General features: G+C 68.3%; 22 protein-coding genes and 1 other RNA gene. 14 read left to right on the top strand and 9 right to left on the bottom strand.

Annotated features, from left to right (window positions below; genetic code table 11):
* The first annotated feature begins 16 nt into the window (after positions 1 to 16).
* On the top strand, positions 17 to 436 hold the full coding sequence (locus ACK8CO_RS02560) for a PaaI family thioesterase (RefSeq protein WP_080615940.1): 420 nt from the start codon (positions 17 to 19) through the stop codon (positions 434 to 436).
* Between the two features lie 6 nt (positions 437 to 442).
* Here ACK8CO_RS02560 and ACK8CO_RS02555 read toward each other — a convergent pair whose 3' ends face one another.
* The 3 genes from ACK8CO_RS02555 to ACK8CO_RS02545 all read right to left on the bottom strand — a co-directional run bounded on the left by ACK8CO_RS02555 (position 443) and on the right by ACK8CO_RS02545 (position 2,682).
* Positions 443 to 1,093 (bottom strand): DUF1638 domain-containing protein, encoded by a 651-nt coding sequence (locus ACK8CO_RS02555; protein ID WP_414898063.1) that lies wholly within the window; start codon positions 1,091 to 1,093, stop codon positions 443 to 445.
* Positions 1,090 to 1,251 (bottom strand): hypothetical protein, encoded by a 162-nt coding sequence (locus ACK8CO_RS02550; RefSeq protein ID WP_414898062.1) that lies wholly within the window; start codon positions 1,249 to 1,251, stop codon positions 1,090 to 1,092. Before ACK8CO_RS02550 ends, ACK8CO_RS02555 begins: the two co-directional genes overlap by 4 nt.
* A gap of 726 nt (positions 1,252 to 1,977) precedes the next feature.
* Positions 1,978 to 2,682 carry a corrinoid protein gene (locus tag ACK8CO_RS02545; protein WP_414898061.1) on the bottom strand — a complete coding sequence of 235 codons (705 nt, stop codon included), beginning with the start codon at positions 2,680 to 2,682 and terminating at the stop codon, positions 1,978 to 1,980.
* 209 nt (positions 2,683 to 2,891) lie between these two features.
* On the opposite strand from ACK8CO_RS02545, the gene ACK8CO_RS02540 reads away from it, so the two are divergent.
* A complete protein-coding gene (locus tag ACK8CO_RS02540) occupies positions 2,892 to 3,989 on the top strand; it encodes a PA0069 family radical SAM protein (RefSeq protein ID WP_414898060.1) in 1,098 nt (365 codons plus the stop codon).
* A gap of 63 nt (positions 3,990 to 4,052) precedes the next feature.
* Here the strand turns inward: ACK8CO_RS02540 and bmt are convergent, their stop codons facing one another.
* Together bmt and ACK8CO_RS02530 are read right to left on the bottom strand one after the other, a co-directional pair.
* Positions 4,053 to 5,066 (bottom strand): betaine--homocysteine S-methyltransferase, encoded by a 1,014-nt coding sequence (bmt, locus tag ACK8CO_RS02535; protein WP_414898059.1) that lies wholly within the window; start codon positions 5,064 to 5,066, stop codon positions 4,053 to 4,055.
* A gap of 120 nt (positions 5,067 to 5,186) precedes the next feature.
* Entirely contained in the window at positions 5,187 to 5,501 is a 315-nt protein-coding gene (locus tag ACK8CO_RS02530; RefSeq protein WP_080615945.1) for a DUF1476 domain-containing protein, read from the bottom strand.
* Positions 5,502 to 5,767: 266 nt separating this feature from the next.
* On the opposite strand from ACK8CO_RS02530, the gene purC reads away from it, so the two are divergent.
* The 7 genes from purC to ACK8CO_RS02495 all read left to right on the top strand — a co-directional run bounded on the left by purC (position 5,768) and on the right by ACK8CO_RS02495 (position 15,176).
* Positions 5,768 to 6,529, top strand: a complete 762-nt coding sequence (purC, locus tag ACK8CO_RS02525) for a phosphoribosylaminoimidazolesuccinocarboxamide synthase (protein ID WP_080615946.1) — start codon at positions 5,768 to 5,770, stop codon at positions 6,527 to 6,529.
* Positions 6,530 to 6,718: 189 nt separating this feature from the next.
* On the top strand, positions 6,719 to 6,958 hold the full coding sequence (gene purS, locus ACK8CO_RS02520) for a phosphoribosylformylglycinamidine synthase subunit PurS (RefSeq protein ID WP_080615947.1): 240 nt from the start codon (positions 6,719 to 6,721) through the stop codon (positions 6,956 to 6,958).
* 3 nt (positions 6,959 to 6,961) lie between these two features.
* On the top strand, positions 6,962 to 8,005 hold the full coding sequence (locus ACK8CO_RS02515) for a zinc-dependent alcohol dehydrogenase family protein (protein ID WP_080615948.1): 1,044 nt from the start codon (positions 6,962 to 6,964) through the stop codon (positions 8,003 to 8,005).
* 25 nt (positions 8,006 to 8,030) lie between these two features.
* Positions 8,031 to 8,699 (top strand): phosphoribosylformylglycinamidine synthase subunit PurQ, encoded by a 669-nt coding sequence (gene purQ, locus ACK8CO_RS02510; RefSeq protein ID WP_414898058.1) that lies wholly within the window; start codon positions 8,031 to 8,033, stop codon positions 8,697 to 8,699.
* A 46-nt stretch (positions 8,700 to 8,745) separates the two neighbouring features.
* Entirely contained in the window at positions 8,746 to 10,509 is a 1,764-nt protein-coding gene (locus ACK8CO_RS02505; protein ID WP_080615950.1) for a sensor histidine kinase, read from the top strand.
* A gap of 7 nt (positions 10,510 to 10,516) precedes the next feature.
* The gene (locus tag ACK8CO_RS02500; protein WP_080615951.1) at positions 10,517 to 11,851 is read left to right on the top strand and encodes a sigma-54-dependent transcriptional regulator; all 1,335 of its coding nucleotides are present in this window, start codon (positions 10,517 to 10,519) and stop codon (positions 11,849 to 11,851) included.
* A 412-nt stretch (positions 11,852 to 12,263) separates the two neighbouring features.
* Positions 12,264 to 15,176 carry an Rne/Rng family ribonuclease gene (locus ACK8CO_RS02495; RefSeq protein ID WP_414898057.1) on the top strand — a complete coding sequence of 971 codons (2,913 nt, stop codon included), beginning with the start codon at positions 12,264 to 12,266 and terminating at the stop codon, positions 15,174 to 15,176.
* A gap of 56 nt (positions 15,177 to 15,232) precedes the next feature.
* On the opposite strand, the gene ACK8CO_RS02490 is transcribed toward ACK8CO_RS02495, so the two are convergent.
* A complete protein-coding gene (locus ACK8CO_RS02490) occupies positions 15,233 to 15,460 on the bottom strand; it encodes a sulfurtransferase TusA family protein (RefSeq protein WP_080615953.1) in 228 nt (75 codons plus the stop codon).
* 116 nt (positions 15,461 to 15,576) lie between these two features.
* Between ACK8CO_RS02490 and ACK8CO_RS02485 the strand changes: the two genes are divergently transcribed.
* The 5 genes from ACK8CO_RS02485 (at position 15,577) to ssrA (ending at position 19,590) form a co-directional block, all read left to right on the top strand.
* On the top strand, positions 15,577 to 16,329 hold the full coding sequence (locus ACK8CO_RS02485; RefSeq protein WP_080615954.1) for a cytochrome c biogenesis CcdA family protein: 753 nt from the start codon (positions 15,577 to 15,579) through the stop codon (positions 16,327 to 16,329).
* A 616-nt stretch (positions 16,330 to 16,945) separates the two neighbouring features.
* Positions 16,946 to 17,902, top strand: coding sequence for a sulfurtransferase (locus tag ACK8CO_RS02480; RefSeq protein WP_414898056.1), 957 nt, complete (start codon positions 16,946 to 16,948; stop codon positions 17,900 to 17,902).
* Positions 17,903 to 17,933: 31 nt separating this feature from the next.
* The gene (locus ACK8CO_RS02475; protein ID WP_414898055.1) at positions 17,934 to 19,058 is read left to right on the top strand and encodes a YeeE/YedE thiosulfate transporter family protein; all 1,125 of its coding nucleotides are present in this window, start codon (positions 17,934 to 17,936) and stop codon (positions 19,056 to 19,058) included.
* Positions 19,055 to 19,225, top strand: a complete 171-nt coding sequence (locus tag ACK8CO_RS02470) for a hypothetical protein (protein WP_414898054.1) — start codon at positions 19,055 to 19,057, stop codon at positions 19,223 to 19,225. Before ACK8CO_RS02475 ends, ACK8CO_RS02470 begins: the two co-directional genes overlap by 4 nt.
* A gap of 13 nt (positions 19,226 to 19,238) precedes the next feature.
* Positions 19,239 to 19,590: a transfer-messenger RNA gene (ssrA, locus tag ACK8CO_RS02465) on the top strand.
* Between the two features lie 957 nt (positions 19,591 to 20,547).
* Here the strand turns inward: ssrA and ACK8CO_RS02460 are convergent.
* From ACK8CO_RS02460 to ACK8CO_RS02450, 3 genes are read right to left on the bottom strand one after another with little or no spacing between them, the layout of a single operon-like run.
* Positions 20,548 to 23,913, bottom strand: coding sequence for an error-prone DNA polymerase (locus ACK8CO_RS02460; RefSeq protein WP_414898053.1), 3,366 nt, complete (start codon positions 23,911 to 23,913; stop codon positions 20,548 to 20,550).
* Positions 23,910 to 25,391 carry a Y-family DNA polymerase gene (locus ACK8CO_RS02455; protein WP_414898052.1) on the bottom strand — a complete coding sequence of 494 codons (1,482 nt, stop codon included), beginning with the start codon at positions 25,389 to 25,391 and terminating at the stop codon, positions 23,910 to 23,912. Before ACK8CO_RS02455 ends, ACK8CO_RS02460 begins: the two co-directional genes overlap by 4 nt.
* Entirely contained in the window at positions 25,306 to 25,914 is a 609-nt protein-coding gene (locus ACK8CO_RS02450; protein ID WP_080615959.1) for an ImuA family protein, read from the bottom strand. Before ACK8CO_RS02450 ends, ACK8CO_RS02455 begins: the two co-directional genes overlap by 86 nt.
* Between the last annotated feature and the right edge of the window lie 56 nt (positions 25,915 to 25,970).

Below are 25,970 nucleotides of genomic sequence, written 5' to 3'. Positions count from 1 at the left end.
AAAGTCCATGCAATCCATGAAGCCGATGATGGATGTCCCGGCGCTGAACGGCTTCCTGCGCAGCAGCTTTCCGCAGATCGGCACAGAATTCGTGGTCGAAGAGGTCGCGCCGATGCAGGTGCGGGTGCGGCTCGCGGTGACCGAGCGGCATCTGCGGCCGGGCGGCACCGTGTCGGGCCCGTCGATGTTCGCGCTGGCCGATGTCGGCATCTATCTGGCGGTGCTGGCGATGATCGGGCCGCAGGCGCTGGCGGTCACGACCAACTGTTCGATCGATTTCATGCGCAAGCCTGCCGCCGGGCGCGACCTGATCTGCGAGGCGCGGCTTTTGAAGCTGGGCCGGGTGCTGGCGGTGGGCGATGCGATGATCCGCTCCGAGGGGATGGAGGGCGTCGTTGCCCGGGCCAGCCTGACCTATTCGATCCCGCCGAAATAGCCGCGCTCAGCCGCGTCCCGACAGGAAGCCGGCCAGATCGCCATAGCCTGTCGGGCGCCGCTCATAGGCAAGACCCAGGCGGGTGGCGCAGGCCTCGGCCTGCCGGTCCAGCGCGGCATCCTCGGTCTGGGCCAGATAGACGAGGCGCCGGTAATTGCCGAAATAGGCGGTGACAAGCTCGGGATGGCGGTCGAGCCCGAGCGGGCGCCAGACGAAGGCGTCGAATTGCCGGGTCAGGAAATCGGTCAGGTAGAAGGCGTCGATCTCGGCGTCGGCCCCGGCTTCGGTGCGGGCGGCAATGGCCGCGGCGCCCTCGAAGAAGGCATAGCAATGCGGGCCTTCCATCATCTCGACCCCGAGCTCGGCACAGGTTCGTTCAAGCTGGCCGCCGGTGCCGCAATCGGCATAGGCCACGAGGATCGTGGGATAGGCGGCGCGGTGACGCTCGACCAGCGCCCGCAGCCCCGGCGCGATCCGTTCGGGGTGATTGTGCCAGATCGCGGGCAGGCAGGTCAGGTCGAGATGGTCCCAGCCGTTCAGCCGCTTGAGCGCAAGGATCTCATGCGCCAGCGCGCCGCAGGCGATCACCAGGATCCGGCCCGATCCTTCCGGCGCCAGCCCGGTCTCGGTCAGGCCGCGGTCGTCGGGTGCCGTCACAGCCGTTTCCGGAGCAGGCGCAGCCCCAGCGCGGCCAGCAGCGCCAGCGGCACGAGTATGGCAACGCCGCTGGCTGGCAGCAGGCTGGCGAGCCAGACGGTCAGGCCGGCTGCGATCAGCACGATGACAAGAAGAAGGGCGAGGACGCGTCCGGGCATGGAGAACTCCTTTTCATCGGACATGTGGGCCGGGGGCGGGCATCGGGCAAGGGGCGCGTGGAGGCCATGCGTCAAGGATCTGGAACGGCTCGGGAAAGCGGCATGATGAGGGGGAGGGCGCCGCCACGCCGCCGCCGCCGATGGGGTATCCTTCGAACGCTTGGCAAGTCGGAGATCCGGCCTGTCCTCCGCCGTCCTTGCCAGAGCGGGGCAACCTCTGCCCGCGAGAGGCGCCGCGGCCGAGCGGACGGGGGGGATGACAGCTTGGCATCCAGACGGTGTCGCCGCTCCGTTCGTCGATGCCTTGCAACCATGTAAGAAATGGCGCCGCCCGACGGCCGGGATGTACCTTGGACAGGGCGGCGTTGCGGAACGCTCCTTGCCGCGCGTATCGCCCGGTAGATGATGCGTCGGTGCGTACCGGGGAGCAACCGCAAGGAGCGGTCGCCAATTTGTGCTTGGCCGGCGCTGAGGCGGGTCCCTCCGGGGCGGGGGGGAGCATCGCGCTTCGCCAGCCGGATAGTCGCCCGCCAGATAGCGGCCCGAGCGTGCCCCGTGGCGGTCCCGCCGGGGCGCCGGACAGGGCAGCCAGGGGCTTTCCTGCCTCCGATGCCGGTCGTTCCGGGCCGCGACAGCTTTTCCATATCGGACAGGGCCGGACGGGCCCGGCCGCAGCGGCCAGGCAGTCGGGCAGCGGCTGGTCTTGCCGTTTGCGCGCTGTCGGGGTCAGCTCGCCACGGCGCGGTTGTGCTTGCGCGCGACGAAGGTCTTGGCCGTCTCGACCGCGACGGCGGCGTCGCGACAATAGGCGTCGGCACCGATGGCGCGGCCGAATTCCTCGTTCAGGGGCGCCCCGCCCACCAGCACGATGTAATCCTCGCGGATGCCCTTGGCGGCCAGCGTGTCGATCACCGTCTTCATGTAGGGCATGGTGGTGGTCAGCAGCGCCGACATGCCCAGGATGTCCGGCTGTTCGGTTTCCAGCGCGGCGAGATAGCCGTCCACATCGGTGTTGATGCCGATATCGACGACCTCGAACCCGGCGCCCTCCATCATCATCGCGACGAGGTTCTTGCCGATGTCGTGGATGTCGCCCTTGACGGTGCCGATCACCATCTTGCCCATGCGCGGCGCGCCGGTTTCGGCCAGCAGCGGCTTGAGGATGCCCATGCCGCCCTTCATGGCATTGGCCGCCAGCAGCACCTCGGGCACGAAGAGGATCCCGTCGCGGAAGTCGCGACCGACGACGGTCATGCCCGAGACCAGCGCCTCGGTCAGCACCCGGTAAGGTGCCCAGCCGCGCGACAACAGGATCTCGACCCCTTCGACGACCTCCTCCCTGAGCCCGTCGTAAAGATCGTCCTGCATTTGCGGAACCAGCTCTTCGTCCGGCAGCTCTGCCAGAACGATGTCGTCGTCTTCGTCGGCCATTTCACGCTCCCATTGGGGCACGGCGCTTTGCCGGAGCCTCTGCTTCCTTGATCGGAATTCTGCACCGGGAAAGCTTACCGAATTGCGACCAGCGGCCCGTCCGAAACGACCTCGCCGCGAAATTGCGTCGCGGCCGTGACCGCGCGGCAGCATTCCTTCGGCAGATAGGCTGCCTTGCAAATGTTCGCTAAATGTTCCATTTGTGCGACATGATCCGTCCTCCCGCCTCTCCGAGTGCCGCTGTCGCCTCTGCGGCCCCGACGCCGGGGCGCGCGGCCGGCGGCAATCCCGCCAACCGCTACGACCGGCTGACCGTCGCGCCCGAGGAGGACGGCTGGGACCCGGGCGAGGCGCCGCCGCTCCGGACCGAAACCCGGATCGAGCGGCCGCGCGCCGCCATCACCCGCAACAGCTCGCCCGATCTGCCCTTCGACCGCTCGGTGAACCCCTATCGCGGCTGCGAGCATGGCTGCATCTACTGCTTTGCGCGGCCGAGCCACGCCTGGCTGGGCCTGTCGCCGGGGCTCGATTTCGAATCGCGGCTGATCGCCCGGCCCGAGGCGCCGCGGCTGCTGGCCGAGGAGCTGTCGCGCCGGGGCTACCGGCCCGCGACCCTGGCGATCGGCACCAATACCGACCCCTATCAGCCGATCGAGCGGACCCATCGGGTGATGCGCGGGCTGCTGGAGGTGCTGCGCGATTTCCGTCATCCGGTGGCGGTGGTGACCAAGGGCGCGCTGATCGAGCGCGATCTCGACCTGCTGGCGGAACTGGCCGAGCTCGAGCTGGTGCGGGTCGGCATTTCGATGACGACGCTCGACCGCGACCTCTCGCGCCGGATGGAGCCGCGCGCGCCCGCGCCCGCGCGGCGGCTGCAGACCATCGAGCGGCTGGCGGCGGCGGGGGTCCCGGTGCGGGTGATGGTGGCGCCGGTGATCCCGGGGCTGACCGATCCCGAGCTCGAGGCGATCCTGGCCCGGGCGCGCGAGGCCGGGGCCCAGGCGGCAAGCTGGATCATGCTGCGCCTGCCGCTTGAGGTGGAGCCTCTCTTTCGCGACTGGCTGGCCGAGCATTATCCCGACCGCGCGGGGCGGGTGATGGCCCGGCTCTGCGAGATGCATGGCGGCGCGGCCTATCGCTCGGGCTGGAACCGCCGGATGCGCGGCGAGGGACCCTATGCCGACATGATCGCGCAGCGGTTCCGGCTGGCCACGGCCCGGCTTGGGCTGGCCGTGGCGCAGCCCGACCTCTCGGCCGAGCTTTTCCGCGTGCCGCCCCGGGCGGGCGACCAGCTTTCGCTGTTCTGAGCCCCGGGGCGCACGCCCCCAGCGCCTTGAGACGGCGACGGGGGCCTGGCGGGGGAGGGCGCTCTAGCTCCGGCGGCGCCGGCGTGTCGCGCGAACCGGGCTCTCGCCCTCGCCGGTGCCATCCGAGGCCGAAGAGAAGCCGCCAAGCCGCTCGGTGATTTCGTCGAGGCTGGGGCGGGGGCCTGTGGACCGGGTCTCGAGGGCTGCGCGCATGGCCTTCAGGTGCTCGGGCGTGGTGCCGCAGCAGCCGCCGATGATGGTGGCGCCGCAATCGCGGGCGAGCACCGCATAATCGGCCATCAGCTCGGGCGTGCCATCGTAATGGATATGGCCGTCGACATAGCGCGGAATGCCGGCATTGCCCTTGGCGATGATCGGCCGCTCGCTGCCCGAGGCGGCAAAGCCCAGAACGGTGCGCAACAGGTCCGAGGCGCCGACCCCGCAATTGGCGCCGAAGGCCTGCGGCGGGCAGGGCAGCTTCTCGACCAGATCGGCCAGCCCGGCCGAGGTCACGCCCATCATCGTGCGTCCGGCGGTGTCGAAGCTCATGGTGCCGCACCAGGGCATGCCGGCCAGACGCGCGGCCTCGGCCGCGGCGCGGAATTCCTCGGTCGCGCTGATCGTCTCGACCCAGAGGATGTCGGCGCCGCCCGCCTTCAGGGCTTCGGCCTGTTCGTGGAAGATCTCGACCGCGCGGGCATAGGACAGCGGCCCCATCGGCTCCATGATGTCGCCGGTCGGTCCGACCGAGCCCGCCACCACAACCGGGCGACCGGCGGCATCGGCGATCTCGCGGCCGAGCTCCGCCGCCAGCCGGTTCAGCTCGCCGACCCGGTCCTGGGCGTGATGCAGGCGCAGCCGCGCGGCATTGCCGCCGAAGCTGTTGGTCAGAAAGATGTCGGACCCGGCCTCGACCGCGCCGCGATACAGCGCACGGATCCTGTCGGGGTGCTCGGCATTCCAGAATTCGGGGGCCTCGCCGGAGCCGAGCCCCATGTTGAACAGGGTGGTCCCGGTCGCGCCGTCGGCCATCAGCCAGTCGCGCTCGGCGAGCAGGCGGGAAAGGGCATCGGTCATCTGGGCAGTCCTCTCGCACTGAGGCCGGGCCGGTGGCGCCGTCGCGCGCCGGGCCCGGCCGAAGGTCCGACCCCCTGCGCTGCCCGCCCGGGCGGGCACCGCAGGGGTCAGGATTTGGGATCAGGATTCGCTCATGATCTGTTCCTTGGCGAGGGCCATCAGCTCGGCCATCTTGGCGCGCAGCGTCAGCTCGTCGGTCCTCTCGCCCAGATCGGCCGAAACCTTGCGGAACACGTCCTCGTCGCCGGCTTCCTCGAAATCGGCCTTCACCACCTGCTTGGCATAATCGAGAGAGGCCTCTTCGCTCAGACCCATGAGCTCGGCGGCCCAGAGGCCGAGAAGCTTGTTGCGCCGCGCCTCGGCCCTGAACTGAAGCTCCGAATCATGGGCGAACTTGTTTTCGAAAGCGAGTTCGCGGTCGTCGAACGTGGTCATAGGAGTACCCCCCATCGTGGAATTCCGGTGTTGCGTGCCATTTAGGTGAACTTCCCCGGCCTGCCTAGTGACAGGTTGGCAGGGGGCGCGACGAACGGCAAGGCCGCGCTTGGCGCGGACTCCGGTGAAGGATGCAAAAGATGGTGCGGAAGATAAGGCGGTGGCGGGGCGCAGCCGCCTTGCGGCAGCGCGCGCCTTGCACTACAAGCGCGTCAAACCGCGCGGGCAGGCACAGGCCTCCCGCGCCTGGCGCATTCGGAGTTTCCATGGCACGTCGGAAGAAGATCTACGAGGGCAAGGCAAAGGTTCTCTACGAAGGCCCCGAGCCCGGGACGCTGGTGCAGTATTTCAAGGATGACGCCACCGCATTCAATGCCGAGAAGCATGACGTGATCGAGGGCAAGGGCGTGCTGAACAACCGCCTGTCCGAGTTCTTCATGACGGGGCTGAACGCGATCGGGGTGCCGACCCATTTCATCAAGCGCATCAACATGCGTGAGCAGCTGATCCGTCAGGTCGAGATCATCCCGCTGGAAGTGGTCGTGCGCAACACCGCCGCAGGCTCGATGTCCAAGCGGCTCGGGATCGAGGAGGGCACTCAGCTGCCGCGCCCGATCATCGAGTTCTACTACAAGGATGACGGGTTGGGCGATCCGCTGGTCACCGAAGAGCATATCATCGCCTTCGGCTGGGCCAGCCAGCAGGACCTCGACGACATGGTGGCGCTGGCGCTCCGGGTCAACGACTTCCTGTCGGGGATCATGGTCGCGGTCGGCATCAAGCTGGTCGATTTCAAGATCGAGATCGGCCGGATCTGGGAAGGCGACTTCATGCGCCTTGTCGTCGCCGACGAGATCAGTCCCGACAGCTGCCGGCTCTGGGACGTCAAGACCGGCCAGCATCTCGACAAGGACGTGTTCCGCCGCGATCTGGGCTCGCTGACCGATGCCTATACCGAGGTAGCCAGGCGTCTGGGCGTGCTGCCGACCAATGTCACGCATCCGAGCAAGCCGACCCTGATCAATTGAAAGGGTAAGCGTGTTCGGCTTGTGTCATCACAGGGTTCGACCGAACACGACCCCAGACGAAGCGTGCGGGGCGGACGTCCCCGGCGCGACTGAGCGCGGGCTGCGGCCGGCGCAGTAGAGACCGCCGCGTCCGGAGGCAGAGTCGGGCGGGGCGGACAGGACCAGTAAAAGCCAAGGAAGGACGACCCGATGAAGGCCCGCGTTCATGTCATGCTGAAAGACGGCGTGCTCGACCCGCAGGGCGAGGCCGTGCGCCACGCGCTGGGAGCGCTCGGTTTCGAGGGGGTCGGCGGCGTCCGGCAGGGCAAGGTGATCGACCTCGATCTCGAGGCGACCGACAGGGCCGAGGCCGAGGCGCAGGTGCGCGAGATGTGCGAGAAGCTGCTCGCGAATACGGTGATCGAGCGCTACGACATCGAGATCGCCTGAGCGATGCGGGCGGCGGTCCTCACCGGGTGGCGCAAGCCGCTGGAAGTGTCCAAGGTCGACGACCCCGACTGCCCGCGGGACGGGGTGGTGCTGAAGGTGCTGGCCTGCGGCATCTGCCGCTCGGACTGGCATTCCTGGACCGGGGCCGACCCGGATGTGTCGCTGCCGCTGATCCCGGGTCATGAATATTGCGGCGTGGTCGAGGAAGTCGGCCCCGCCGTCACGCGCTGGAAGGTCGGGGACCGGGTGATCGCGCCCTTCATCCTGGCCTGCGGCCATTGCGCCGACTGCGCCTCCGGCCATCAGACCATCTGCGCCCATCAGCTTCTGCCGGGGTTCACCCTGGCCGGGGCCTTCGCCGAGCTGATCGCGGTGCCCTTCGCCGATGCCAACCTGACATCGCTGCCCGGAACCATGGAGCCCGCGCTTGCCGCCGCGCTCGGCTGTCGGGTGACCTCGGCCTGGCAGGCCCTGACCGGGCGCGCCGCGCTCCGGCCCGGGGAATGGCTTGCGGTCTTCGGCGGCGGCGGGGTCGGGGTCTCGGCGCTGCTGCTCGGCCGCGCGCTCGGGGCGCGGGTCGCGGTAGTCGATGTCGTGCCCGACAAGCTCGACTTTGCCCGCGCGCTTGGCGCCGATGCCACCATCGACGCGCGCGAGGGCAATGCGGCCGAGGAAATCCGCGAGATCACCGGCGGCGGCGCCCATGTCGCGCTCGAGGCGCTGGGCATTCCCGAAACCACCATCGGCGCGATGACCTCGCTGCGCAAGCTCGGCCGGATGGTGCAGGTGGGCATGCCGACCGGCAAGAACACCACCATGGCTTTGCCGATGGATACGGTCTATTCGCGCCAGCTTGCCGTTTTCGGCACCCGTGGCATGGCGACCTGGCGCTATCCCTCGCTGCTGTCGCTGATCGATGGCGGCCATGTCGACCTGACGCCGCTGATCGGCCGCCATGTCAAGCTGACCGAGGCCAGCGCCGAGCTGGCCGCCTTCGACGCGCCGGCGCCGCCCGGGGTCGCGGTCATCACCAATTTTCTCGCCTGAGGCTCGCCAGAGAGGAACCTGCCCCATGAAAGCCGCCGTTCTCGTCTTCCCCGGGTCGAACTGCGACCGCGACCTCGCCGTGGCCTTCCGCAATGCGGGTGCCGATGTCACCATGGTCTGGCACAAGGAAAGCAGCCTGCCCGAGGGTGTCGATGTGGTGGGCATTCCGGGCGGCTTCTCCTTCGGCGACTATCTGCGCTGCGGCGCCATCGCGGCGCGCTCGCCGATCACCCGCGCGGTGATCGAGCATGCCGCGCGCGGCGGGTACGCGCTGGGGATCTGCAACGGCTTTCAGGTGCTGACCGAAACCGGCGTGCTGCCCGGCGCGCTGATGCGCAATGCCGGTCTGAAATTCGTCTGCCGTCCGGTGCCGCTGACGGTCGGGACCGCCGACAGCGCCTTTACCTCGGGCTATGCCCGGGGCCAGAAGATCACGATACCGGTCGCGCATCACGACGGGAACTATGTCGCCGATGCCGATCTGGTGGCGCGGCTGAGGGACGAGGACCGCATCGCCTTCACCTATGCCGAGCCGGTCAATGGCGCCACTGCCGACATCGCCGGTATCCTGTCCGAGAACCGCCGGGTTCTGGGCCTGATGCCGCATCCCGAACGGGCCGCCGAACCCGCCCATGGCGGGACCGACGGGGCGGCGCTTTTCCGCTCGCTGCTGGGGGCGCTCGTGCCGGCGTGACCCCGCGCCGCTTGAGCGTTCCGACCCGCGCGCGTAGGTTGCGGCCATGTCAAGTGCCCGGCGCAGCCCTTATCGGTCCGCATTCCCTCTGCGGGGGGCCTGGATCGTGCGTCTTGCGCTCTTCGTCCTGATCGCGATCGCGGTCGCGACGGTCTGGACCACCAATGCCTGGCTCACCGACCGGTTCACCGAAAGCACCCGCAGCCGCGCCCAGGTGCGGATGGCGCTTTATTCGGGCAACGTGGTCAGCGAGTTGCAGCGTGCCTCGGTGGTGCCGCTGCTGCTGTCGCGCGATCCGACGCTGATTCGCGCGCTGGAGAATGTCGATTTCTCGCAAAGCTCGCAGCTTCTGATTTCCTATGTCGACGAGATCGGCGCCGCCTCGCTGCAGCTTCTGGACGATAGCGGGCGGGTGGTCGCGGCCACCGACCGCTCGAAGATCGGCACCAACCTGCGCAGCGCGCCCTTCTTCGTCGAGGCGTTGCGCTCGAACGATACCGTCTTCATCACCTCGCGCGCCGAGGCGGGCAATTTCACCTTCACCTATTCCCGCGCGATCATGGTCGACCGGCGCAAGGCGGGGGTGATCGTGGTCGGGGTCGATCTGGCCAAGTTCGAGCAGAGCTGGGCCGGGATTTCCGATGCCGTGATCGTGACCGACAGCGAGGGCCAGATCATCCTCGCGACCGAGCCGCGCTGGCGTGGCCGGCTGGTCGACGAGGCGCTCGAGGCGCGCTCGGCGCCCTCGGCCGTGGCGCGTGCGATCCAGGCCACCGCCGATTGGGGTGCGCTGCCGCCCGATGCCTATGTGATGGGCGAGGCGGTGATGCGCAACGAGGCGCGGATCCCGTTCCGCGGATGGCGCATCATCTCGTTCACCCCCTATGTCTCGATCCGCGACAAGGTGAATGCCGTGCTCGCGCTCGAGATCATGGGCTTTGCCATGCTGCTGGCGCTGTCCTTCTACCTGCTCTCGCGCCGCGCGCAGATGAAATCGCTGGGCTATCAGCGCGAGACGGTCGAGCTGCGCGAGCTTAATGCCCGGCTCCAGCGTGAGATTGCCGAGCGCGAGCGGGCCGAGAAGAACCTCGAGGTGGCCGAGCAGACGCTGGAGCAAAGCTCGAAACTGGCGGCCCTGGGCGAGATGTCGGCGGCGATCAGCCATGAGCTGAACCAGCCGCTCGCGGCGATGAAGACCTATCTGGCGGGCGCCAGGCTGCTGCTGCAGCGCAAGCGCCCCGAGGAGGCATTGTCCTCGTTCCAGCGGATCGACGATCTGATCGAGCGTATGGGGGCGATCACCCGGCAGCTCAAGAGCTATGCCAGGAAGGGCGGCGACGCCTTCGAGCCGCTCGACATGCGTTTTTCCGTCTCCTCGGCGCTGTCGATGATGGAGCCGCAGCTCAAGCGGCGGAAGGTCACGATCACCCGCTCGGTCCCGCGCGAACCGGTGATGGTGATGGCCGACCGGATCCGGCTGGAACAGGTCATCATCAATCTCCTGCGCAACGCGCTCGACGCCACCCGCGAAAGCCCCGAGCCCCGGATCGACCTGATCCTCTCGGCCGGCGAGACCGCGACGCTGACGGTGCGCGACAACGGCCATGGGATAGAGGACATCGACAAGCTGTTCGAACCGTTTTACACCACCAAGCAGTCCGGTGATGGTGTCGGACTGGGGCTCGCGATCTCGTCGAGCATTGTCGCCGATCTCGGCGGGCGGCTGACCGCCCGCAACGCGCGCGAGGAGGGGGCGGTCTTCGAGGTGCAGCTCCCCGTATTGAACCAGGACAAAGAAGCCGCGGAGTGAGCAGCACATGCCCCAGGCCATGAAGATCGCCATCGTCGATGACGAACAGGATATGCGTCAGTCGATCAGCCAGTGGCTGGCCCTGAGCGGGTTCGACACCGCCACCTATGCCCGGGCCGAGGATGCCCTCAAGGATATCGGCCCCGATTATCCCGGCGTCGTCGTGACCGACATCAAGATGCCGGGCATGGACGGGATCACCTTCCTGAAACGGCTGATGAGCCAGGATTCGAGCCTTCCGGTGATCCTGATCACCGGCCATGGCGATGTGCCGATGGCGGTCGAGGCGATGCGGATCGGCGCGTTCGACTTCATGGAGAAGCCGTTCAATCCCGACCGCATGACCGAGCTGGCCAAGCGCGCCAGCCAGACCCGGCGGCTGGCGCTCGACAACCGGGCGCTGCGGCGCGAGCTGGGCGACGGCTCGGTGCTGGTCAGGAAGCTGATCGGGTCCTCGGCGGTGATGGAGCGGCTGCGTGAGGATATTCTCGATCTGGGCCAGGCCGACGGCCATGTCCTGATCGATGGCGAGACCGGGACCGGCAAGACCCTTGTCGCCCATGCGCTGCATGCCGTGGGGCCGCGCGCCGGGCGCAAATTCGTTCAGATCGCCTGTGCCGCCTTCGCTCCCGAGGCGCTGTCCGCGCGGCTCTTCGGCCCGATCGAGGATGGCTCGACCACGCTTCCCGCCGTCGAGGAGGCCCGGGGCGGGACGCTTTGCCTCGAGGATGTCGAGGCGCTCTCGCCCGCGTTGCAGGCGCGTCTTCTGACCTTCATCAACGAGCAGGGCAGCCCCGCCGAGACCCGGATCATCGCGGTGTCGAACCTGCAGGAGCAGGACAAGACCGTCGAGGACGTGCTGCGGCCCGATCTGTTCTACCGGCTGGCGGCGATGAGGATCACGCTGCCGCCGCTGCGCAATCGGGGCGAGGACATGCTGACGCTGTTCAACCGGCTCAGCGAGCAGTTCTCCGAGGAATATGGCTGCGACGCGCCCGAGGTCACGGCACAGGAAGCGGCCCAGCTGATGCAGGCGCCCTGGCCGGGCAATGTGCGTCAACTGATCAACATCGCCGAACGCGCGGTGCTGCAGAACCGGCGCGGCTCGGGCACCATCGCAAGCCTGCTGATGGCCGATAACGAGGCCAGCCAGCCGGTGATGACCACCGAAGGCAAACCGCTGAAAGAATATGTTGAGGCTTTCGAACGCATGCTGATCGACAATACGATGCGGCGTCACAAGGGCTCGATCGCGGCGGTCATGGAGGAATTGTGCCTGCCGCGGCGGACGCTGAACGAGAAGATGGCCAAATACGGTCTCAGCCGCGCCGACTATTTGTGACCGCGGAGGGTGTGGAAAAAGGCATTGTCTTTGACCGCTTCCACCCGCTAATGTCATCCTGCAGAGGGATGCGCCGCCCCGCGGCCGCTCTGCAGGATTTTGAGTTTCGCTGTTTTTTCGCGCGGCGTCGGGCGCCTGATGCCCGGTACCCGCAGGAAACAGACCGATAGGGCCGGTTCCGGCCCACCGCATTCCGGCGCGGAAATGACGCCGGGACAACCGAATGGATGCCGCTTCCGCGGCATCGGAGACGAACCGCGATGGAGCGTGCACAGATGACGAGGCAGGGACGCAGACGGCTTGACGCCGCCGCCCGGGCCTCGCTTGCACGCCTTGACGCCCCAACAAGTCACCCATCAAGCCATTCTGCCCCGCCGGGGCCGAGCGACTTGCCGTGGTGCAAAGAGATCCAATGGCAAAGAAGATGCTCATCGACGCCACCCACGCGGAGGAAACCCGCGTGGTCGTGGTGGACGGAAACAAGGTTGACGAGTTCGATTTCGAGACCGTCAACAAACGCCAGCTTGCTGGCAATATCTACCTAGCAAAGGTCACGCGGGTCGAGCCTTCCTTGCAGGCGGCCTTCGTCGATTATGGCGGCAACCGCCATGGTTTCCTCGCCTTCTCGGAAATCCATCCCGACTATTACCAGATCCCGGTCGCCGACCGCGAGGCGCTTCTGGCCGAGGAGCGTGCCCTGGCCGAAGAGATGGAGGACGATGAGGGCGAAAGCGACAAGCCCAAGCGTCGCAGCCGCTCGCGCCGGAAGCCGCGCGCGGACAAGCCCGCTTCTGCCGCGCCGGAGACTGCGTCCGGGGAAGACGGGGCCGGGGAAGACGGGACCGAGAGTGACGCCGGAGAGGCGGAGGACCGCGAACAGGATGCCGCGGCCGCCGCTGACGTTCCGGCCGCGGAAGACGAGAGCCGGCCGGCCGAAGCTGCTGCGGAAGCCGAGGCCGAGGATGCCGGCCCCGCCAGCGATTCCGAGGAGGATGAGGACGGGAAGGACAACGACCCGCCTCCCTCGGTCATGGCCATGGCCGCGCATAGCGACGATCCGGTCGAGAGCCGCGAGCCGAGCGGTGGCATCCCCGGCATGGATGTCGTCGACCTGGGCGATGACGAGGACGGCGAGGAGCCGGTCGAGGCGGAGGACACCGCCGAGACCCGCAAGTCCTCCTCGCGCCGCCGCCGTCGCAGCCCGCGCAGGAAGACCGACGAGGCCGATGACGCCCCGGCGTCCGTCTCTGATGAGGCCGAGGAAGACGGCCCCGAAGAGGTCCACCATGACGACCAGATCGAGTCGGTCGCCGAGGAGGACGTGCATGAAGAGATCCGCCCGCGCAAACCGCGTGCGCGTCGTTACAAGATCCAGGAAGTGGTCAAGGTCCGGCAGATCATGCTGGTCCAGGTCGTCAAGGAAGAGCGCGGCAACAAGGGCGCGGCGCTCACCACCTATCTTTCGCTGGCCGGGCGCTACTGCGTGCTCATGCCCAATACGGCGCGCGGCGGCGGTATCAGCCGCAAGATCACCAATGCGGTCGACCGCAAGAAGCTGAAGGAAATCGCCTCCGAGCTCGACGTGCCGGAAGGCGCGGGCCTGATCATCCGGACCGCGGGCGCCAAGCGCACCAAGTCCGAGATCCGTCGCGACTACGAATATCTGCAACGGCTCTGGGAACAGATCCGCGAACTGACGCTGAAATCCGTCGCGCCCGCCCCGATCTACGAGGAAGGCAATCTGATCAAGCGCTCGATCCGCGACCTCTACAGCCGCGAGATCGACGAGGTTCTGGTGGAAGGCGAGGGCGGTTACCGCCTGGCCAAGGACTTCATGAAGATGATCATGCCGTCCCATGCCAAGAACGTTAAGAATTACACCGATCCGATGCCGCTTTTCGCGCGCTATCAGGTCGAGAGCTATCTCAGCTCGATGTTCAATCCGGTGGTGCAGCTGAAATCCGGCGGCTACCTGGTGATCGGCGTGACCGAGGCGCTGGTGGCGATCGACGTGAACTCTGGCCGGGCCACCAAGGAAGGCTCGATCGAGGAAACCGCGCTGAAGACCAACCTCGAAGCCGCCGAGGAGGTGGCGCGCCAGCTGCGTCTGCGCGACCTCGCGGGTCTGATCGTGATCGACTTCATCGACATGGAAGAGCGCAAGAACAACGCTGCCGTCGAGAAGCGCATCAAGGACAAGCTCAAGACCGACCGCGCCCGGATCCAGGTCGGCCGGATCTCGGGCTTCGGTCTCCTGGAGATGTCGCGCCAGCGTCTGCGCCCGGGCATGATCGAGGCCACGACCCAGCCCTGTCCGCATTGCCACGGCACCGGGCTGATCCGCTCGGATGACAATCTGGCGCTGTCGATCCTGCGCCAGATCGAGGAAGAGGGGGTGCGCGGCCGCTCGCGCGAGGTGCTCTTGAAGGCGCCCATCGGCATCGTCAACTTCCTGATGAACCAGAAGCGCGAGCATGTGGCCCAGATCGAGGCCCGCTATGGCCTGTCCGTCCGGATCGAGGCCGATCCCTTCCTGATCTCGCCAGATTTCTCGATCGAGCGCTTCAAGACCGCCACCCGTGCGGTGCCCGAGGTCGTGACCCCGGTGGTCTCTCTCGACATGTCGGACATGCCCGACCCGGTCGAGGAGGAGGACGAGCACGAGGAAGAGACGCCGGTTGTCGCCGCGGCCCCCGTGCCCGCGCCCGAGGGCGAGGACAAGCCTGGCAAGAAGCGCCGTCGCCGCCGCCGGAAGAAGAAAACCCCGCAGGGCGGTGAGGATCAGGGCGTCGAGGCCGGTCAGGACGAGTCCGACGACGCGGATAGCGATGGCGATACCGACGCGGAGGCGCCCGAGGCGGTGACGGCAGAGGCTGCCAACGAGGCCGCTTCGGCTGAAGAAAAGCCCGCGGAAGAGAAACCCCGGCGCTCGCGCCGCAGCCGGTCGCGCGGTCGCAAGACTGAGCGTCCCGAAGCCGGGGCCGAAGCTCGGGCCGAGGAGGCTGTCGCGCCGAAAGCCGAGGAACCTGCAGCGGTCGAAGCCCAAGTTCCTGCAGAGGCGGCGGCCCCGGTAGAGGCCCCCGTGGTCGAAGAAGCCGCTGTGGAAGAAGCCGAGGCCTCGCCCGAAACGGTCGAACTGCCCGAGGCCGAACTGGCCGCGGAGGCGCCGGTCGCCGAGGCTGCTGTCGAGGCCGAGGAAAAGGCGGCCCCCGAGGCGGAGCCCACGCTGAGGCCTGAAACGCAGCCTGAACCGGAGCCCAAAACCGCCGAGGCGTCGAAAGACAGCGCGCCCAAGCGGCAGGGATGGTGGTCGGTCGGCCGCTGAGCCGCGACCTTTCCGGAGCTGATGATCGAGGCCCGGTTCCCGAAAGGGGGCCGGGCCTATCCTTTCCGTATCAGATAGAGCGTTGCCGTGCCGGTCTCTTCGGTGCCGATCAGGTCGTGCCCGGCTTCGCGACAGAAATGCGGGATGTCGATCACCGCGACCGGGTCGTCGGCCCAGAGCCTCAGCAGATGGCCCGGGGCGAGCCCGTCCAGCGCCTTGCGCGCCCGCAGGACGGGCAGGGGGCATCTGAGCCCCCGCAGGTCGATCTCGATCTCGGCACCCATGCGACCGCGCTTAGGCCCGATGCGCCGACATGTCCACGGCTTTGTGAGAGGGCGGCCAGTGACGAATGGACCGGCTTCCGCTAGGACCGGACCAGAGGCCGACCGACGGAGGGGTGATGTTCGGAATAGAGCTGATCGATGCGGGATTGCTGCCTGCCATGCTGGTGGCGCTGGCGGCGGGCCTTCTGAGCTTTCTCAGCCCCTGCGTCCTGCCGATCGTGCCGCCCTATCTGGCCTATATGGGCGGGATTTCGATGGGCGAACTGACCGGAGCGGGCGGCGTGCGCAGACGGGCGACGGTGGCCGCGCTTTTCTTCGTGCTGGGGTTGTCGACGGTCTTTCTGCTGCTGGGCTTCACCGCGTCGGCCTTCGGGGCCTTCTTTCTGCAGAACCAGACCCTGTTTGCGCGGATATCCGGGGCCGTGGTGGTCGTCTTCGGCCTGCATTTCCTGCATGTGATCCGGATCCCGCTGCTCGATCGCGAGGTCCGTGTCGATGCGGGCGACCGCGGCGGATCGGCGCTCGGGGCCTATCTTCTCGGGCTGGCCTTCGCCTTCGGCTGGACCCCCTGCATCGGGCCGCAGCTCGGCGCGATCCTGTCGCTGGCGGCATCCGAGGCCAGCCTCTCGCGCGGGACGGTGCTGCTGGCGGTCTATGCCGCCGGGCTTGGCATTCCTTTCCTGCTGGCCGCGCTCTTCATCCAGCGGGCGATGGGGATCATGACCCGTCTCAAGCGGCATATGGCGCTGATCGAGAGGGCCATGGGGGTGCTGCTGCTCGCGGTCGGGCTTGCGCTTCTGACCGGTGCCTTCAGCAGTTTCAGCTACTGGCTGCTTGAGACATTTCCGGGTCTGGCGCGTCTCGGCTGAGGGAGATTTATATATTTTCCAAATGGCTGCTCTGTGAAGCTCGCCCGGAATCTGCACGATGTACGCAGTCCTGTATCCGGCGCGCGCAGGGCAGGCACTGGTCGGCAGATGGCGACGCGCTCCGGCGGGGGCGGAGATAAGCCGCAGCACTGTCGCGATCATTCCGCGCCGCAAGAAGGCCGGGCTCTGAAAAGCCCGAGATGACGGGAGCGATCGCAGGACACAAAGCCCAGCACGCATAGCGTCAAGCCGTCGCGTCGATGTCTCGCGCCGCGCGGCTTTGACCGTCAGTTCGCGGAATGGCCTGTGTCGCGGCACGAAAGCCGTGGGATGAGCCCCTCCGTCGAAAAGGGGGGCACCGGACGGTTTTGCAGCAGCGTCGCGAAAGTCACGTCCCTGCTTTCTTCTCCCTTTATATCGGTTTTCTTTTATGCAAAACGGAATGCCCCTGTCGTTCCGGAAAGCGCCCACAACCCGAAACGCGTGAATGCCAGAGGCGGGCGCACAACGAACAGGCGATCTTCACAATGAATCCTCTTGGGGTTAACGTGACATTGCGGCCTTGCGTCGCGCGGCGTGCGGCCACAGCTTGGGGCCGGAATCAAGAGGTGACACGATGACGAGACATGCCCCGAGCGCAGCCCTTGCCCTTGCCCTGCTGGCCGGACCGGCGCTTTCGGCACCGGGCTTCGGGCCCCTGATCGACCCTCAGGATCTGGCCGCATCGCTTGACGCCCCCGCACCGCTCGTTCTCGACATCCGCAGCGGTCCCGACGGCGCCGCGCCGGTCTTCGAGGCGGGGCATGTTCCGGGCGCGCGCTCGGCGCCTTACGGACTGTTCCGCGGCCCGGCCGAGAACCCGGGTCAGCTGGTCTCGGAGGACCGGCTGACCGAGGTGCTGCGCAGCCTTGGCGTCACCCGCGACCGGCCGACGGTGATCGTGCATCAGGGCAGTAATGCCTCTGATTTCGGTGCCGCCGCGCGGGTCTACTGGACGCTGAAATCGAGCGGGGTCAGCGCGCTTGCGATCCTGAATGGCGGCATGGCGGGCTGGAGCGCGGCCGGGCTTCCGGTCGAGACCGGCCCGGCCCTTGGCCATGCGCCCAGCGATATCGAGGTCAGCTTCAGCCATGAATGGCTGGCCACGACCGAGGATGTCGAGGCTATCGTCGCGGGCAAGGCCGAGGGGGCCCTGATCGACGCCCGGCCCGAGGCATTCTGGGCGGGCAATGCCAAGCATCCGGCCGCGTTCCGGCCCGGCACGCTGCCGCAATCGCGTCCGCTGCCCCATTCAAGCTGGTTCGAGGCCGACTCCCCCGCCCGGATCGCGCCCGAGGCGGCCGCCGGGCTGGCCGCCGCCAATGGCCTCGGCGCTGGCGATGCGCCGGTATCCTTCTGCAACACCGGCCATTGGGCCGCCACCAACTGGTTCGCCCTCAGCGAGCTGGCGGGGATCGAGGGGGTCAGGCTTTACCCTGAATCGATGGTCGGCTGGACCCGCTCGGGCCATGAGGCGGCGAATGTTCCCGGTCCGCTTCGCAATCTCTGGAACCGTGTGAGAGGACGCTACTGATTTCATTGACCCAAGTGAATTGACAAGCCCCATGACAGATCGCAGCCAGGCAATGCCCTTTTCCTCCCGTCTTCTGCCCCGTACCGCCGGTCTTGGCCTTCTTGCCCTTGCGGTGCTGGCCGTGGCCGCCATGGCCGGGCCGCGCTCGGGCGCGCTGCTGGCCATCGGGCTTGGCTTCGGCCTCGTGCTGGAAGGGCTGCGCTTCGGCTTCACCGGCCCTTGGCGGCGGATGATCCTGCAGCGCGACGCATCGGGACTGGTGGCGCAGATGGTCTGCCTTGCGCTGGTGGCGGCGGCAGCCTTTCCGATGCTGGCCAACCATCCGGGCGAGCTTCTGGGGGCCCATGCGCCGGTTGGCTTCGCCATGCTCGGCGGCGCCTTCGTCTTCGGCGCCTGCATGCAGATCGTGCTGGGCTGCGGCTCGGGCACGCTGGTCAATGCGGGCTCGGGCAATCTGGTCGCCGTGGTCGCCTTGCCCTTCTTCTGTCTCGGCAGCTTCTTCGGGGCCTATCATCTGCTCTGGTGGACCGGGCTTGGCGCGCTGCCGGTCGCTGTGCTGGCAGGCAGTGACGGGCTGGCGCTGACACTGGTGCTGCTGGCCTCGGTCGCGGGGCTGGCGCTGGCGCTGGCCGATCCGGAAAAGCGCGCGATCCCGGGGCGCTACTGGGGGGCGGCGATCCTCCTGGCGGGGCTTGCGATCCTGCATCTGGCGGTGGCGGGGCAGCCCTGGGGCGTGGTCTACGGTCTCGGGCTCTGGGTCGCGAAGGGCGCGAGCGCGCTTGGCGCCGATCTCTCGGGCTCGGCCTTCTGGGCCGCACCCGGCAATGTCGAGCGGGTCCGGGAGAGCGTGCTGACCGATGTGACCTCGCTGACCGATCTGGGGCTGATCGCGGGCGCTGCGCTGGCCGCGTTCTGGCGCGACGGGCTTTCGGGGCGGATCGCCGATCACCCGGCCCGGGCCTGGGTCGCGGTGGTGATCGCGGGCTTTCTGCTGGGCTATTCCTCGCGGCTGGCCTTCGGCTGCAATATCGGTGCCTTCTTCTCGGGCATCTCGACCGGTAGCCTGCATGGCTGGGCCTGGTTCGCCGCCGCCTTCACCGGGTCCTGGTACGGCATCAAGCTCCGGCCCTGGCTGGGGCTCGAGGGACGGTCATGACCCGGCGCCCGCTGGTTCTGAGCCTCTTGGCGGCGGTTGCGGGGTTTCTGGCCTTCGATCTCGCACGCTCGGCCCCGCTCGATCCCTATCTCTCGCCGCCGCTTTTCGCGCTGGGGTCCGGCCAGGCGGCGGGCGGTGCCCATTGCGCGGCCCTTCCCAGCCGCTGAACGAGTCCGATGCCCCCTTGAACCGGCGCAGCACCCGGCCTATCTTCAGCCTGTCCCGCAAGGGACTATGGCGATAAACGCGCCCGTAATAAGCGGATCGGACCCGGGGGCGGTACCCGGCGGCTCCACCAAATATCCCACATTGGCGGGATCATGGGGCCGAAACAGGATCGACGGACGTCTAAAGGGGTTAGCTTTTGCCCGGTGAGCTACCACCGTTATCGGTGCAAGCATGATAGTTGCCAATGACAACCGTGCTCCGGTGGCGCTGGCTGCGTAAGCAGTCCGCAAAACCAAATCTTAAGCCCTTGCGTCTAGCAACGTAAGGCGGGGTTCGCAGGCACCTGGCAACAGAAGCCTGCACTTCCCCCCGTGCTTCCCCTTTTTAGGTGGGTTCTCTGAGAGGTTTCGGTCCTTCCGTTCCTTTTTCAAACGCCGACCATCTTGTCCTCATCGCGCATCGTCAGGCGCGCTCGGTAGCACCTGAGCGCTGGTCATCCTGCCCGATTGCTGATGGTCGTATTCGCCCGTCCCGGCAGACATCCCCGAAATGCTTCCCGAAACCCGGATGCCCCGTCGGCTCTGTCCCATAACCGGGCCTTGGCGACGGTAGGAGACGACCGGCAGGAAAACCCTTCCAGCCCTCTGGCGTTGCCGGTCGCCGCGGCACCTGTTTCCCGGCCTTCCGAACATGATCTCGATCCGGGTGCGGCCTCTGTTGCGGCGCTTTTCCCATCCGATGGTTATGCCGCAGGACGTTCGATCTCGAGGGATTGTCATTTTTTCAATGGTTTGCGGAGCCGATTGGCACCGTCGGCGCGGTTGGCAAGCCGCCGGTCCCTTCCAGACAGACAGCCGGCACTGCAGAGCGGTCGCGCAACCCGGCCCGCCTGCAAGCGCGGAGGTCCATGGCGAATGGCATCACCTCTCGGGAAAACAGCGCCGGAAGACCGCACCCTGCCGTTTTGGCTGCAGGCGCGCGTGAATTCAGGGCGTTCGCCTGCTCAGGCCGGTCGTGATCGCCTTCCGCTCGGCTGCCTGACCATTCGGGGCTCCGGCGAAGATATCCCTCTCGTTCCTGCGCTGGCATCGGCTCGGGAGGGGCGTCGGCCGCCCATCTGCGGACAGTGCATCGCGCCATCGCCAGCCATTGTGATCTGTGAGGTCGTCCCGAGCGATAGGTGTCGGCCATCGCCCCCGGCCTGGCTTCGCCCTTGAGAAGGCAGGGCTGAGGCCGCGCCATCCGTGCATCGCCCCATTTCAATTCGGGCGCGCCGCGCATGTCGACAAGGGAATTGCGCGCCGGTCGATGCGGCCAGAGGCTAATGGAAATCCCGGCTGGGAAACAGCCGCTTGGCCTGCTCGCGAGGATGCCGGGCGGCAGTGGCAGGGCGCGGCGGGCGGGGGGCATCGTCGGCGCATGGCTGGGGGGCGGCGATGGTTCCGGCAAGCGGATGGTTGAGATCGGACAGGCGGCCGGAGAGGTCCTCGACCCGCTCTGCGATCAGGTGAACGACGAGGCCGTCGCGTTGCAGCCGTCCTGTCACCCGCAGCAGCCGCCCGCCCATCACCGCGCGACGGAACCGTTCGAACACCTTCGGCCAGACCACCACATTGGCCACGCCGGTCTCGTCTTCCAGGGTCAGGAAGATCACCCCCGAGGCGGTGCCGGGGCGCTGCCGGGTGATGACCAGGCCGCAGACGGAGGTGGGCCGCAAGGGCGCTTCGGCCAGCCGGTCATGGGGGGTGAGGCCGGGCAGGGCAGGGCGCAGCAGCTCCATCGGATGGGCGCGGAGCGACAGGCGCAGCGAGACATAATCCTCGACCACCTGTTCGCCCAGATGCATGGCCGGCAGCGCCACGTCCGGTTCGTGGATCGCCTCGCCATCGATCGGATCGTCGAAGAGCGGCAGCGGCGCCTGTGCCCGGATCGCCCGGATCTGCCACAGCGCCTCGCGGCGGGAAAATCCGATCCCGGCAAAGGCGTCGGCCTCGGCCAGGCGTTCCAGCATGGCGGGCGCAACGCCCGCGCGACGCCAGACCGTCCCGGGGTCGCGATAGCCGTTGCCGCGGGCGGCGACGATCCAGTCGGCCTCGTCCCGCCGGACGCCCTTGATCTGACGAAACCCCAGCCGCAGCGCCAGCGCCCCGTCGGCGCGCCGCTCCAGGCTGTTGTCCCAGGTGCTGTGGTTGATGCACACCGGCCGGACCTCGACCCCATGCTCGCGGACATCGCGCACGATCTGGGCGGGGGCGTAGAACCCCATCGGCTGGGCATTCAGCAGCGCGCAGGCAAAGACCGCCGGGCGGTGGCATTTCAGCCAGGCCGAGACATAGACCAGCAGCGCGAAGGCCGCGGCATGGCTTTCGGGAAAGCCGTAATCGGCGAAGCCCTCGATCTGGCCGAAACAGCGTTCGGCCACCTCGGGGCCGTAGCCGTTGGCCAGCATGCCCGCCACGAACTTGTCCCTGAACTGGCCGATGGTGCCCATGCGCCGGAACGAGGCGATGGAGCGGCGCAGACGGTCCGCCTCCTCGGCGCTGAACCCCGCGCCGACCACGGCGATCTGCATCGCCTGTTCCTGGAAGAGCGGCACGCCGAGGGTGCGGCGGGTGACCTCTTCCAGTGCGGGGCCGAAGGCCTCGGGCGCCTCCAGCCCCTGGCGGCGGCGGATATAGGGCTGCACCATGCCGCCCTGGATCGGGCCGGGGCGGACGATGGCGACCTCGATGACCAGATCGTAGAAGGTGGCGGGCTTCATCCGCGGCAGGAAGTTCATCTGCGCCCGGCTTTCCACCTGGAACACCCCCACCGCATCGGCCCGCTGCAACATCCGGTAGGTGGCCGCGTCCTCCTGGGGCACGGTGTCGAGGCTCAGGACCCGGTCCTCGTGGCGCTCGATCAGATCGAAGGCCTTGCGGATGCAGCTGAGCATCCCCAGCGCCAGGATATCGACCTTGAGAATGCCCAGCGTGTCGATGTCGTCCTTGTCCCATTCGATGACGGTGCGGTCTTCCATCGCCGCGTTCTCGATCGGGCAGAGCTCGTCCAGCCGCCCGCGGGTGATGACGAAGCCGCCGACATGCTGGGACAGATGCCGGGGGAAGCCGATGATCTCGCCGATCAGGTGCAGCGTCTGGGCCAGCCGCCGGTCGGCCGGATCGAGCCCCAGCTCGCGGATCCGGTCCGGATCGGGGCCCTTGCCCGAGATGCCCCAGACCTGGCCCGACAGGGCGGCGGTGACATCCTGCGACAGGCCCATGACCTTGCCCACCTCGCGGATCGCGGCGCGGGTGCGGAAATGGATCACCGTGGCGCAGAGCCCGGCCCGGTCGCGGCCGTATTTCGCATAGATGTGCTGGATGACCTCCTCGCGGCGCTCATGCTCGAAATCGACGTCGATATCGGGCGGCTCGCCCCGGTATTTCGACAGGAAGCGTTCGAAGACCATGGCGATCCGGTCGGGCGGGACATCGGTGATCCCGAGCGCCCAGCACAGGATCGAATTGGCCGCCGAGCCGCGCCCCTGGCACAGGATGCCGATCGAGCGGGCATGGGTGACGATGTCATGCACCGTCAGGAAATAGGCGGCGAAGCCCAGCTCGCCCACCACCCGCAGCTCTTTCTCGGCCAGCGCCTGATAATGCTCGGGAATGCCCTCGGGACAGCGGCGGGCCAGACCTTCGCGCGCCAGCCGGTCCAGCCGTGCCTGCGGGGCCTCGTCCCCGGCGGCCTCGTCGGGATATTCATAGGCAAGCTCGTCGAGATCGAAGCAGCAGCGCGCCGCGATCTCGAGGCTGCGGCGGAGCGCGGCGGGATGGTCGCGGAACACACGCGCCATGTCGGCGGCGCCCTTCAGCCGGCGCTCGGCATTGGGCAGCGCCCGGGTGCCGATCCGGTCGATGGTGATCTTCTCGCGCAGGCAGGTCAGCACATCGGCCAGCCGCCGCCGGTTGGCGCGGTGCATCAGCACGTCGCCCACCGCCACCATCGGCGCGGCGGCCCGCAGCGCAAGCCGGGCGCAGGCCGCCAGATGGGCCTGGTCGGTCCCGTCATAGCGCGGTGCCGCGCCCAGGAAGACACGGCCGGGATGGCGGCGCTGCATCTCGCGGACCGGCTCGGCGCAGGTCTCGGGGTCGGCCTGCGGCAGCGCGATCAGGATCAGGCCCTGCGCCGCCTCTGTCAGGTCCTGCCGGTCGAGATGGCAGCCGCCCTTTTCGGCCCGGCGCTTGCCCAGGGTCAGAAGACGGCTCAGCCGCTGATAGGCGGCGCGGTCGGTGGGCAGCGCGATCCAGTCGACGGGGCTGTCGCGCAGCACCAGGCGACAGCCCACGATCAGCCGGGGCAGAGGCAGCGGCAGGACAGGCGTTTCGGGGCGGGCGAGATCCTGCGGATCGCCGAGCGCCTGCCGCGAACAGGTGTCGATGCGGTGCTGCGAGCGGATGCGCACCGTCTCGATCCGCTCGCGCCGCATCTCCTTCAGCGCGGCATGGGCGCGCACGACGCCCGCCAGCGAGTTGCGGTCGGTGATCGCGATGGCGGCAAGCCCCAGCTCGGCGGCGCGCAGCACCAGTTCCTCGGGATGCGAGGCGCCGGTCAGGAAGGTGAAATTCGTCGTCACGCAGAGTTCGGCATAGCCCGCGGTGCCCGGGGCATTGGGCAGCGGGTCTCGGGGCTCTCCGCTCATGCGAATTCTCCCTGCACGAACCAGCCCGGCGCCTGCGGCGTATGGAACAGCCACAGCCGCCGCCCCTGCCGCGTCTCGACCCGCCAATAGTCGCGGACGCCCGAACGCCAGTTATCATCCTCCAGCCACCATTCCGGCGCGATGCGTTCGGGCCCGGTGGCGCGCGCCGTGTTCAGTGCCATGCGCCGCCAGCGGAACCGCCCCGGCGGTTGCGGCCCGGTCCCGGCGATGGGCTCGGGCGGAAACAGCCGCAGCGGGCGCGGATGCGGGACGATCCAGGCCCCGCCCGGCTCGGACCAGGCGGCGGGTGCGATCAGGAAGCTGCGCTCGGGGATATGGCTGTCGGCGGGGAGGAAGCGGCGGATGTTCTCCAGCCCGATCCGGGTTCCGATCCGGGTGATCAGGTCATCCAGCCCATCCGTCCGGTCACCGCCGTGAAAACCGGTCTGGCAAGGCGGCAACGGTTCCACCTGCACCGCTTCGAGCCGCAGCCGGTCGATGCCCCAGCCCGCCTCGACGCCCGCGACGCCGCGCTCGAACAGAGGCAAAATGCGCGCGGGTTCGCGCAGGGGGCGGGCCAGGCGCAGTTCGATCTGCCGGCTGTCCCCGTCGACGCGGTTCAGTGTCAGGCACAGCACGCGCGCGCCATGCTGCCGGTCTTTCAGCCGGGCGCAAAGCGCCTCGAGCAGCCGTCCGGTCCCGGCCATGACATCGCTGACCAGCCCGATCGGCTCCGGCAGGCTCAGGCGCAAGGCGTAATGCGGCGGCTCGGCCTCGGGCGCGATCGCCTCGGGCTCGGCCCCAAGCGCCTGGTCCAGCCGCTTCAGCAGATCGGGGCCGAAGCGGCGGGCCAGCGGCGCGCGCGGCCGCGCCGCCAGGTCGGCCACCGTGCGCAGCCCCAGCCGCTCCAGCGCGGCGGCGGTCTCCTCCTCCAGACGCAGCGCCCGGACCGGCAGATGGCCCAGGGCCTGCAGCGGGTCCGCGCCGGGCGCGGCCACGCCCTCGCCATGGCGGGCCAGGGCCCAGGCCGCGCCGCGGGTCGCGGCCAGTCCCAGCCGCGCGGCAATCCCGGCCCGGATCAGCCGGGCGCGGATGTCGGCGAGCATCTCGGCCTCGCCGCCGAAAAGATGCGCCGAGCCGGTGATGTCGAGGACCAGCCCATCCTGGCCCTCGGTCCCCGCCCAGGGACAGTAGCGCGTGGCCCAGCGGCAGAGCGCGCGAAGAAACCGCGCATCGGCGGCCGGATCGGCCGGACGGCTGAGAAGATCGGGGCAGAGCGCACGGGCATCGGCCAGGGCCATGCCGCGATGCAGGCCACGGGAGTCGGCCGCGAGGTTCAGGCAATGGATCCGCTCGCTCCCGGCGCGGGTCACGCTCAGCGCGAAAGGGGCCTCAACCGGGCGCAGCCTCAGGGCCCGGTCGCTCGCCAGCCGGGGAAACCAGATCGAGACGATGCGTCTGTGCATCCCATCGAACATGCCAGTCCCCAACTGTTCCCGATTTGTTCTTTATAAGGGACCAGCGCTGCAGAGTCGAGCCGGCCGGATCGAAGACCGCATCGAAAACGGGAGTGCAGTGCCAGCGGGTCTCGGCCGCGTTGCTGCCCGCGCCCCCGCTTTCGATGCGGTCGGCGATGATCGACAGCGCGGTGGCGTTGCCGTCCCGCGCCGCAAGCTGCAGCCGCCGCCCCGCTGTCAGCCCCAGGGCCTTGGTCAGCTCCGTCACCACCAGCGGCACCGCGCCCGAGCGCAGGGCCTCTTCGGTCACGGCCAGCGCCTCGGCCTGGTCGCGGGGCTCGGCCAGCAGGAGGCGTCCGGGGTCGATCATGGCGGCGACCCCGGCAGGGTTGATCCGCTCGGTCTGCCAGCTTTCGGCGACCCAGAGCAGCGGCCCTCCGATCCGGGCAGCCTGGGCCAGGGCGAAGAAGACCGCGCCCGGGCCGCAGACCTCATGGGCGCGACCGCGGCGCAGCGACGGGAAGGGCATGGAACCGGTCTGCATGGCAGATGACAATATCGGGCAACATCCCGTGCCGGACAAGGCGATGCGATGCCGGG

Source organism: Rhodovulum sp. HP10, assembly GCF_047553435.1.
Lineage (GTDB): Bacteria > Pseudomonadota > Alphaproteobacteria > Rhodobacterales > Rhodobacteraceae > Rhodovulum.
This window is presented reverse-complemented; position numbering and strand designations above follow the sequence as displayed.

Excerpts from the sequence above, each read along its gene's own strand:
- ACK8CO_RS02560 (WP_080615940.1), top strand. The coding sequence starts at position 17 with ATGAAGCCGATGATGGATGTCCCGGCGCTGAACGGCTTCCTGCGCAGC.
- ACK8CO_RS02550 (WP_414898062.1), bottom strand. The coding sequence starts at position 1,251 with ATGCCCGGACGCGTCCTCGCCCTTCTTCTTGTCATCGTGCTGATCGCA.
- ACK8CO_RS02545 (WP_414898061.1), bottom strand. The coding sequence starts at position 2,682 with ATGGCCGACGAAGACGACGACATCGTTCTGGCAGAGCTGCCGGACGAA.
- ACK8CO_RS02540 (WP_414898060.1), top strand. The coding sequence starts at position 2,892 with ATGATCCGTCCTCCCGCCTCTCCGAGTGCCGCTGTCGCCTCTGCGGCC.
- bmt (WP_414898059.1), bottom strand. The coding sequence starts at position 5,066 with ATGACCGATGCCCTTTCCCGCCTGCTCGCCGAGCGCGACTGGCTGATG.
- ACK8CO_RS02530 (WP_080615945.1), bottom strand. The coding sequence starts at position 5,501 with ATGACCACGTTCGACGACCGCGAACTCGCTTTCGAAAACAAGTTCGCC.
- purC (WP_080615946.1), top strand. The coding sequence starts at position 5,768 with ATGGCACGTCGGAAGAAGATCTACGAGGGCAAGGCAAAGGTTCTCTAC.
- purS (WP_080615947.1), top strand. The coding sequence starts at position 6,719 with ATGAAGGCCCGCGTTCATGTCATGCTGAAAGACGGCGTGCTCGACCCG.
- ACK8CO_RS02515 (WP_080615948.1), top strand. The coding sequence starts at position 6,962 with ATGCGGGCGGCGGTCCTCACCGGGTGGCGCAAGCCGCTGGAAGTGTCC.
- purQ (WP_414898058.1), top strand. The coding sequence starts at position 8,031 with ATGAAAGCCGCCGTTCTCGTCTTCCCCGGGTCGAACTGCGACCGCGAC.
- ACK8CO_RS02505 (WP_080615950.1), top strand. The coding sequence starts at position 8,746 with ATGTCAAGTGCCCGGCGCAGCCCTTATCGGTCCGCATTCCCTCTGCGG.
- ACK8CO_RS02500 (WP_080615951.1), top strand. The coding sequence starts at position 10,517 with ATGCCCCAGGCCATGAAGATCGCCATCGTCGATGACGAACAGGATATG.
- ACK8CO_RS02495 (WP_414898057.1), top strand. The coding sequence starts at position 12,264 with ATGGCAAAGAAGATGCTCATCGACGCCACCCACGCGGAGGAAACCCGC.
- ACK8CO_RS02490 (WP_080615953.1), bottom strand. The coding sequence starts at position 15,460 with ATGGGTGCCGAGATCGAGATCGACCTGCGGGGGCTCAGATGCCCCCTG.
- ACK8CO_RS02485 (WP_080615954.1), top strand. The coding sequence starts at position 15,577 with ATGTTCGGAATAGAGCTGATCGATGCGGGATTGCTGCCTGCCATGCTG.
- ACK8CO_RS02480 (WP_414898056.1), top strand. The coding sequence starts at position 16,946 with ATGACGAGACATGCCCCGAGCGCAGCCCTTGCCCTTGCCCTGCTGGCC.
- ACK8CO_RS02475 (WP_414898055.1), top strand. The coding sequence starts at position 17,934 with ATGACAGATCGCAGCCAGGCAATGCCCTTTTCCTCCCGTCTTCTGCCC.
- ACK8CO_RS02470 (WP_414898054.1), top strand. The coding sequence starts at position 19,055 with ATGACCCGGCGCCCGCTGGTTCTGAGCCTCTTGGCGGCGGTTGCGGGG.
- ACK8CO_RS02460 (WP_414898053.1), bottom strand. The coding sequence starts at position 23,913 with ATGAGCGGAGAGCCCCGAGACCCGCTGCCCAATGCCCCGGGCACCGCG.
- ACK8CO_RS02455 (WP_414898052.1), bottom strand. The coding sequence starts at position 25,391 with ATGTTCGATGGGATGCACAGACGCATCGTCTCGATCTGGTTTCCCCGG.
- ACK8CO_RS02450 (WP_080615959.1), bottom strand. The coding sequence starts at position 25,914 with ATGCAGACCGGTTCCATGCCCTTCCCGTCGCTGCGCCGCGGTCGCGCC.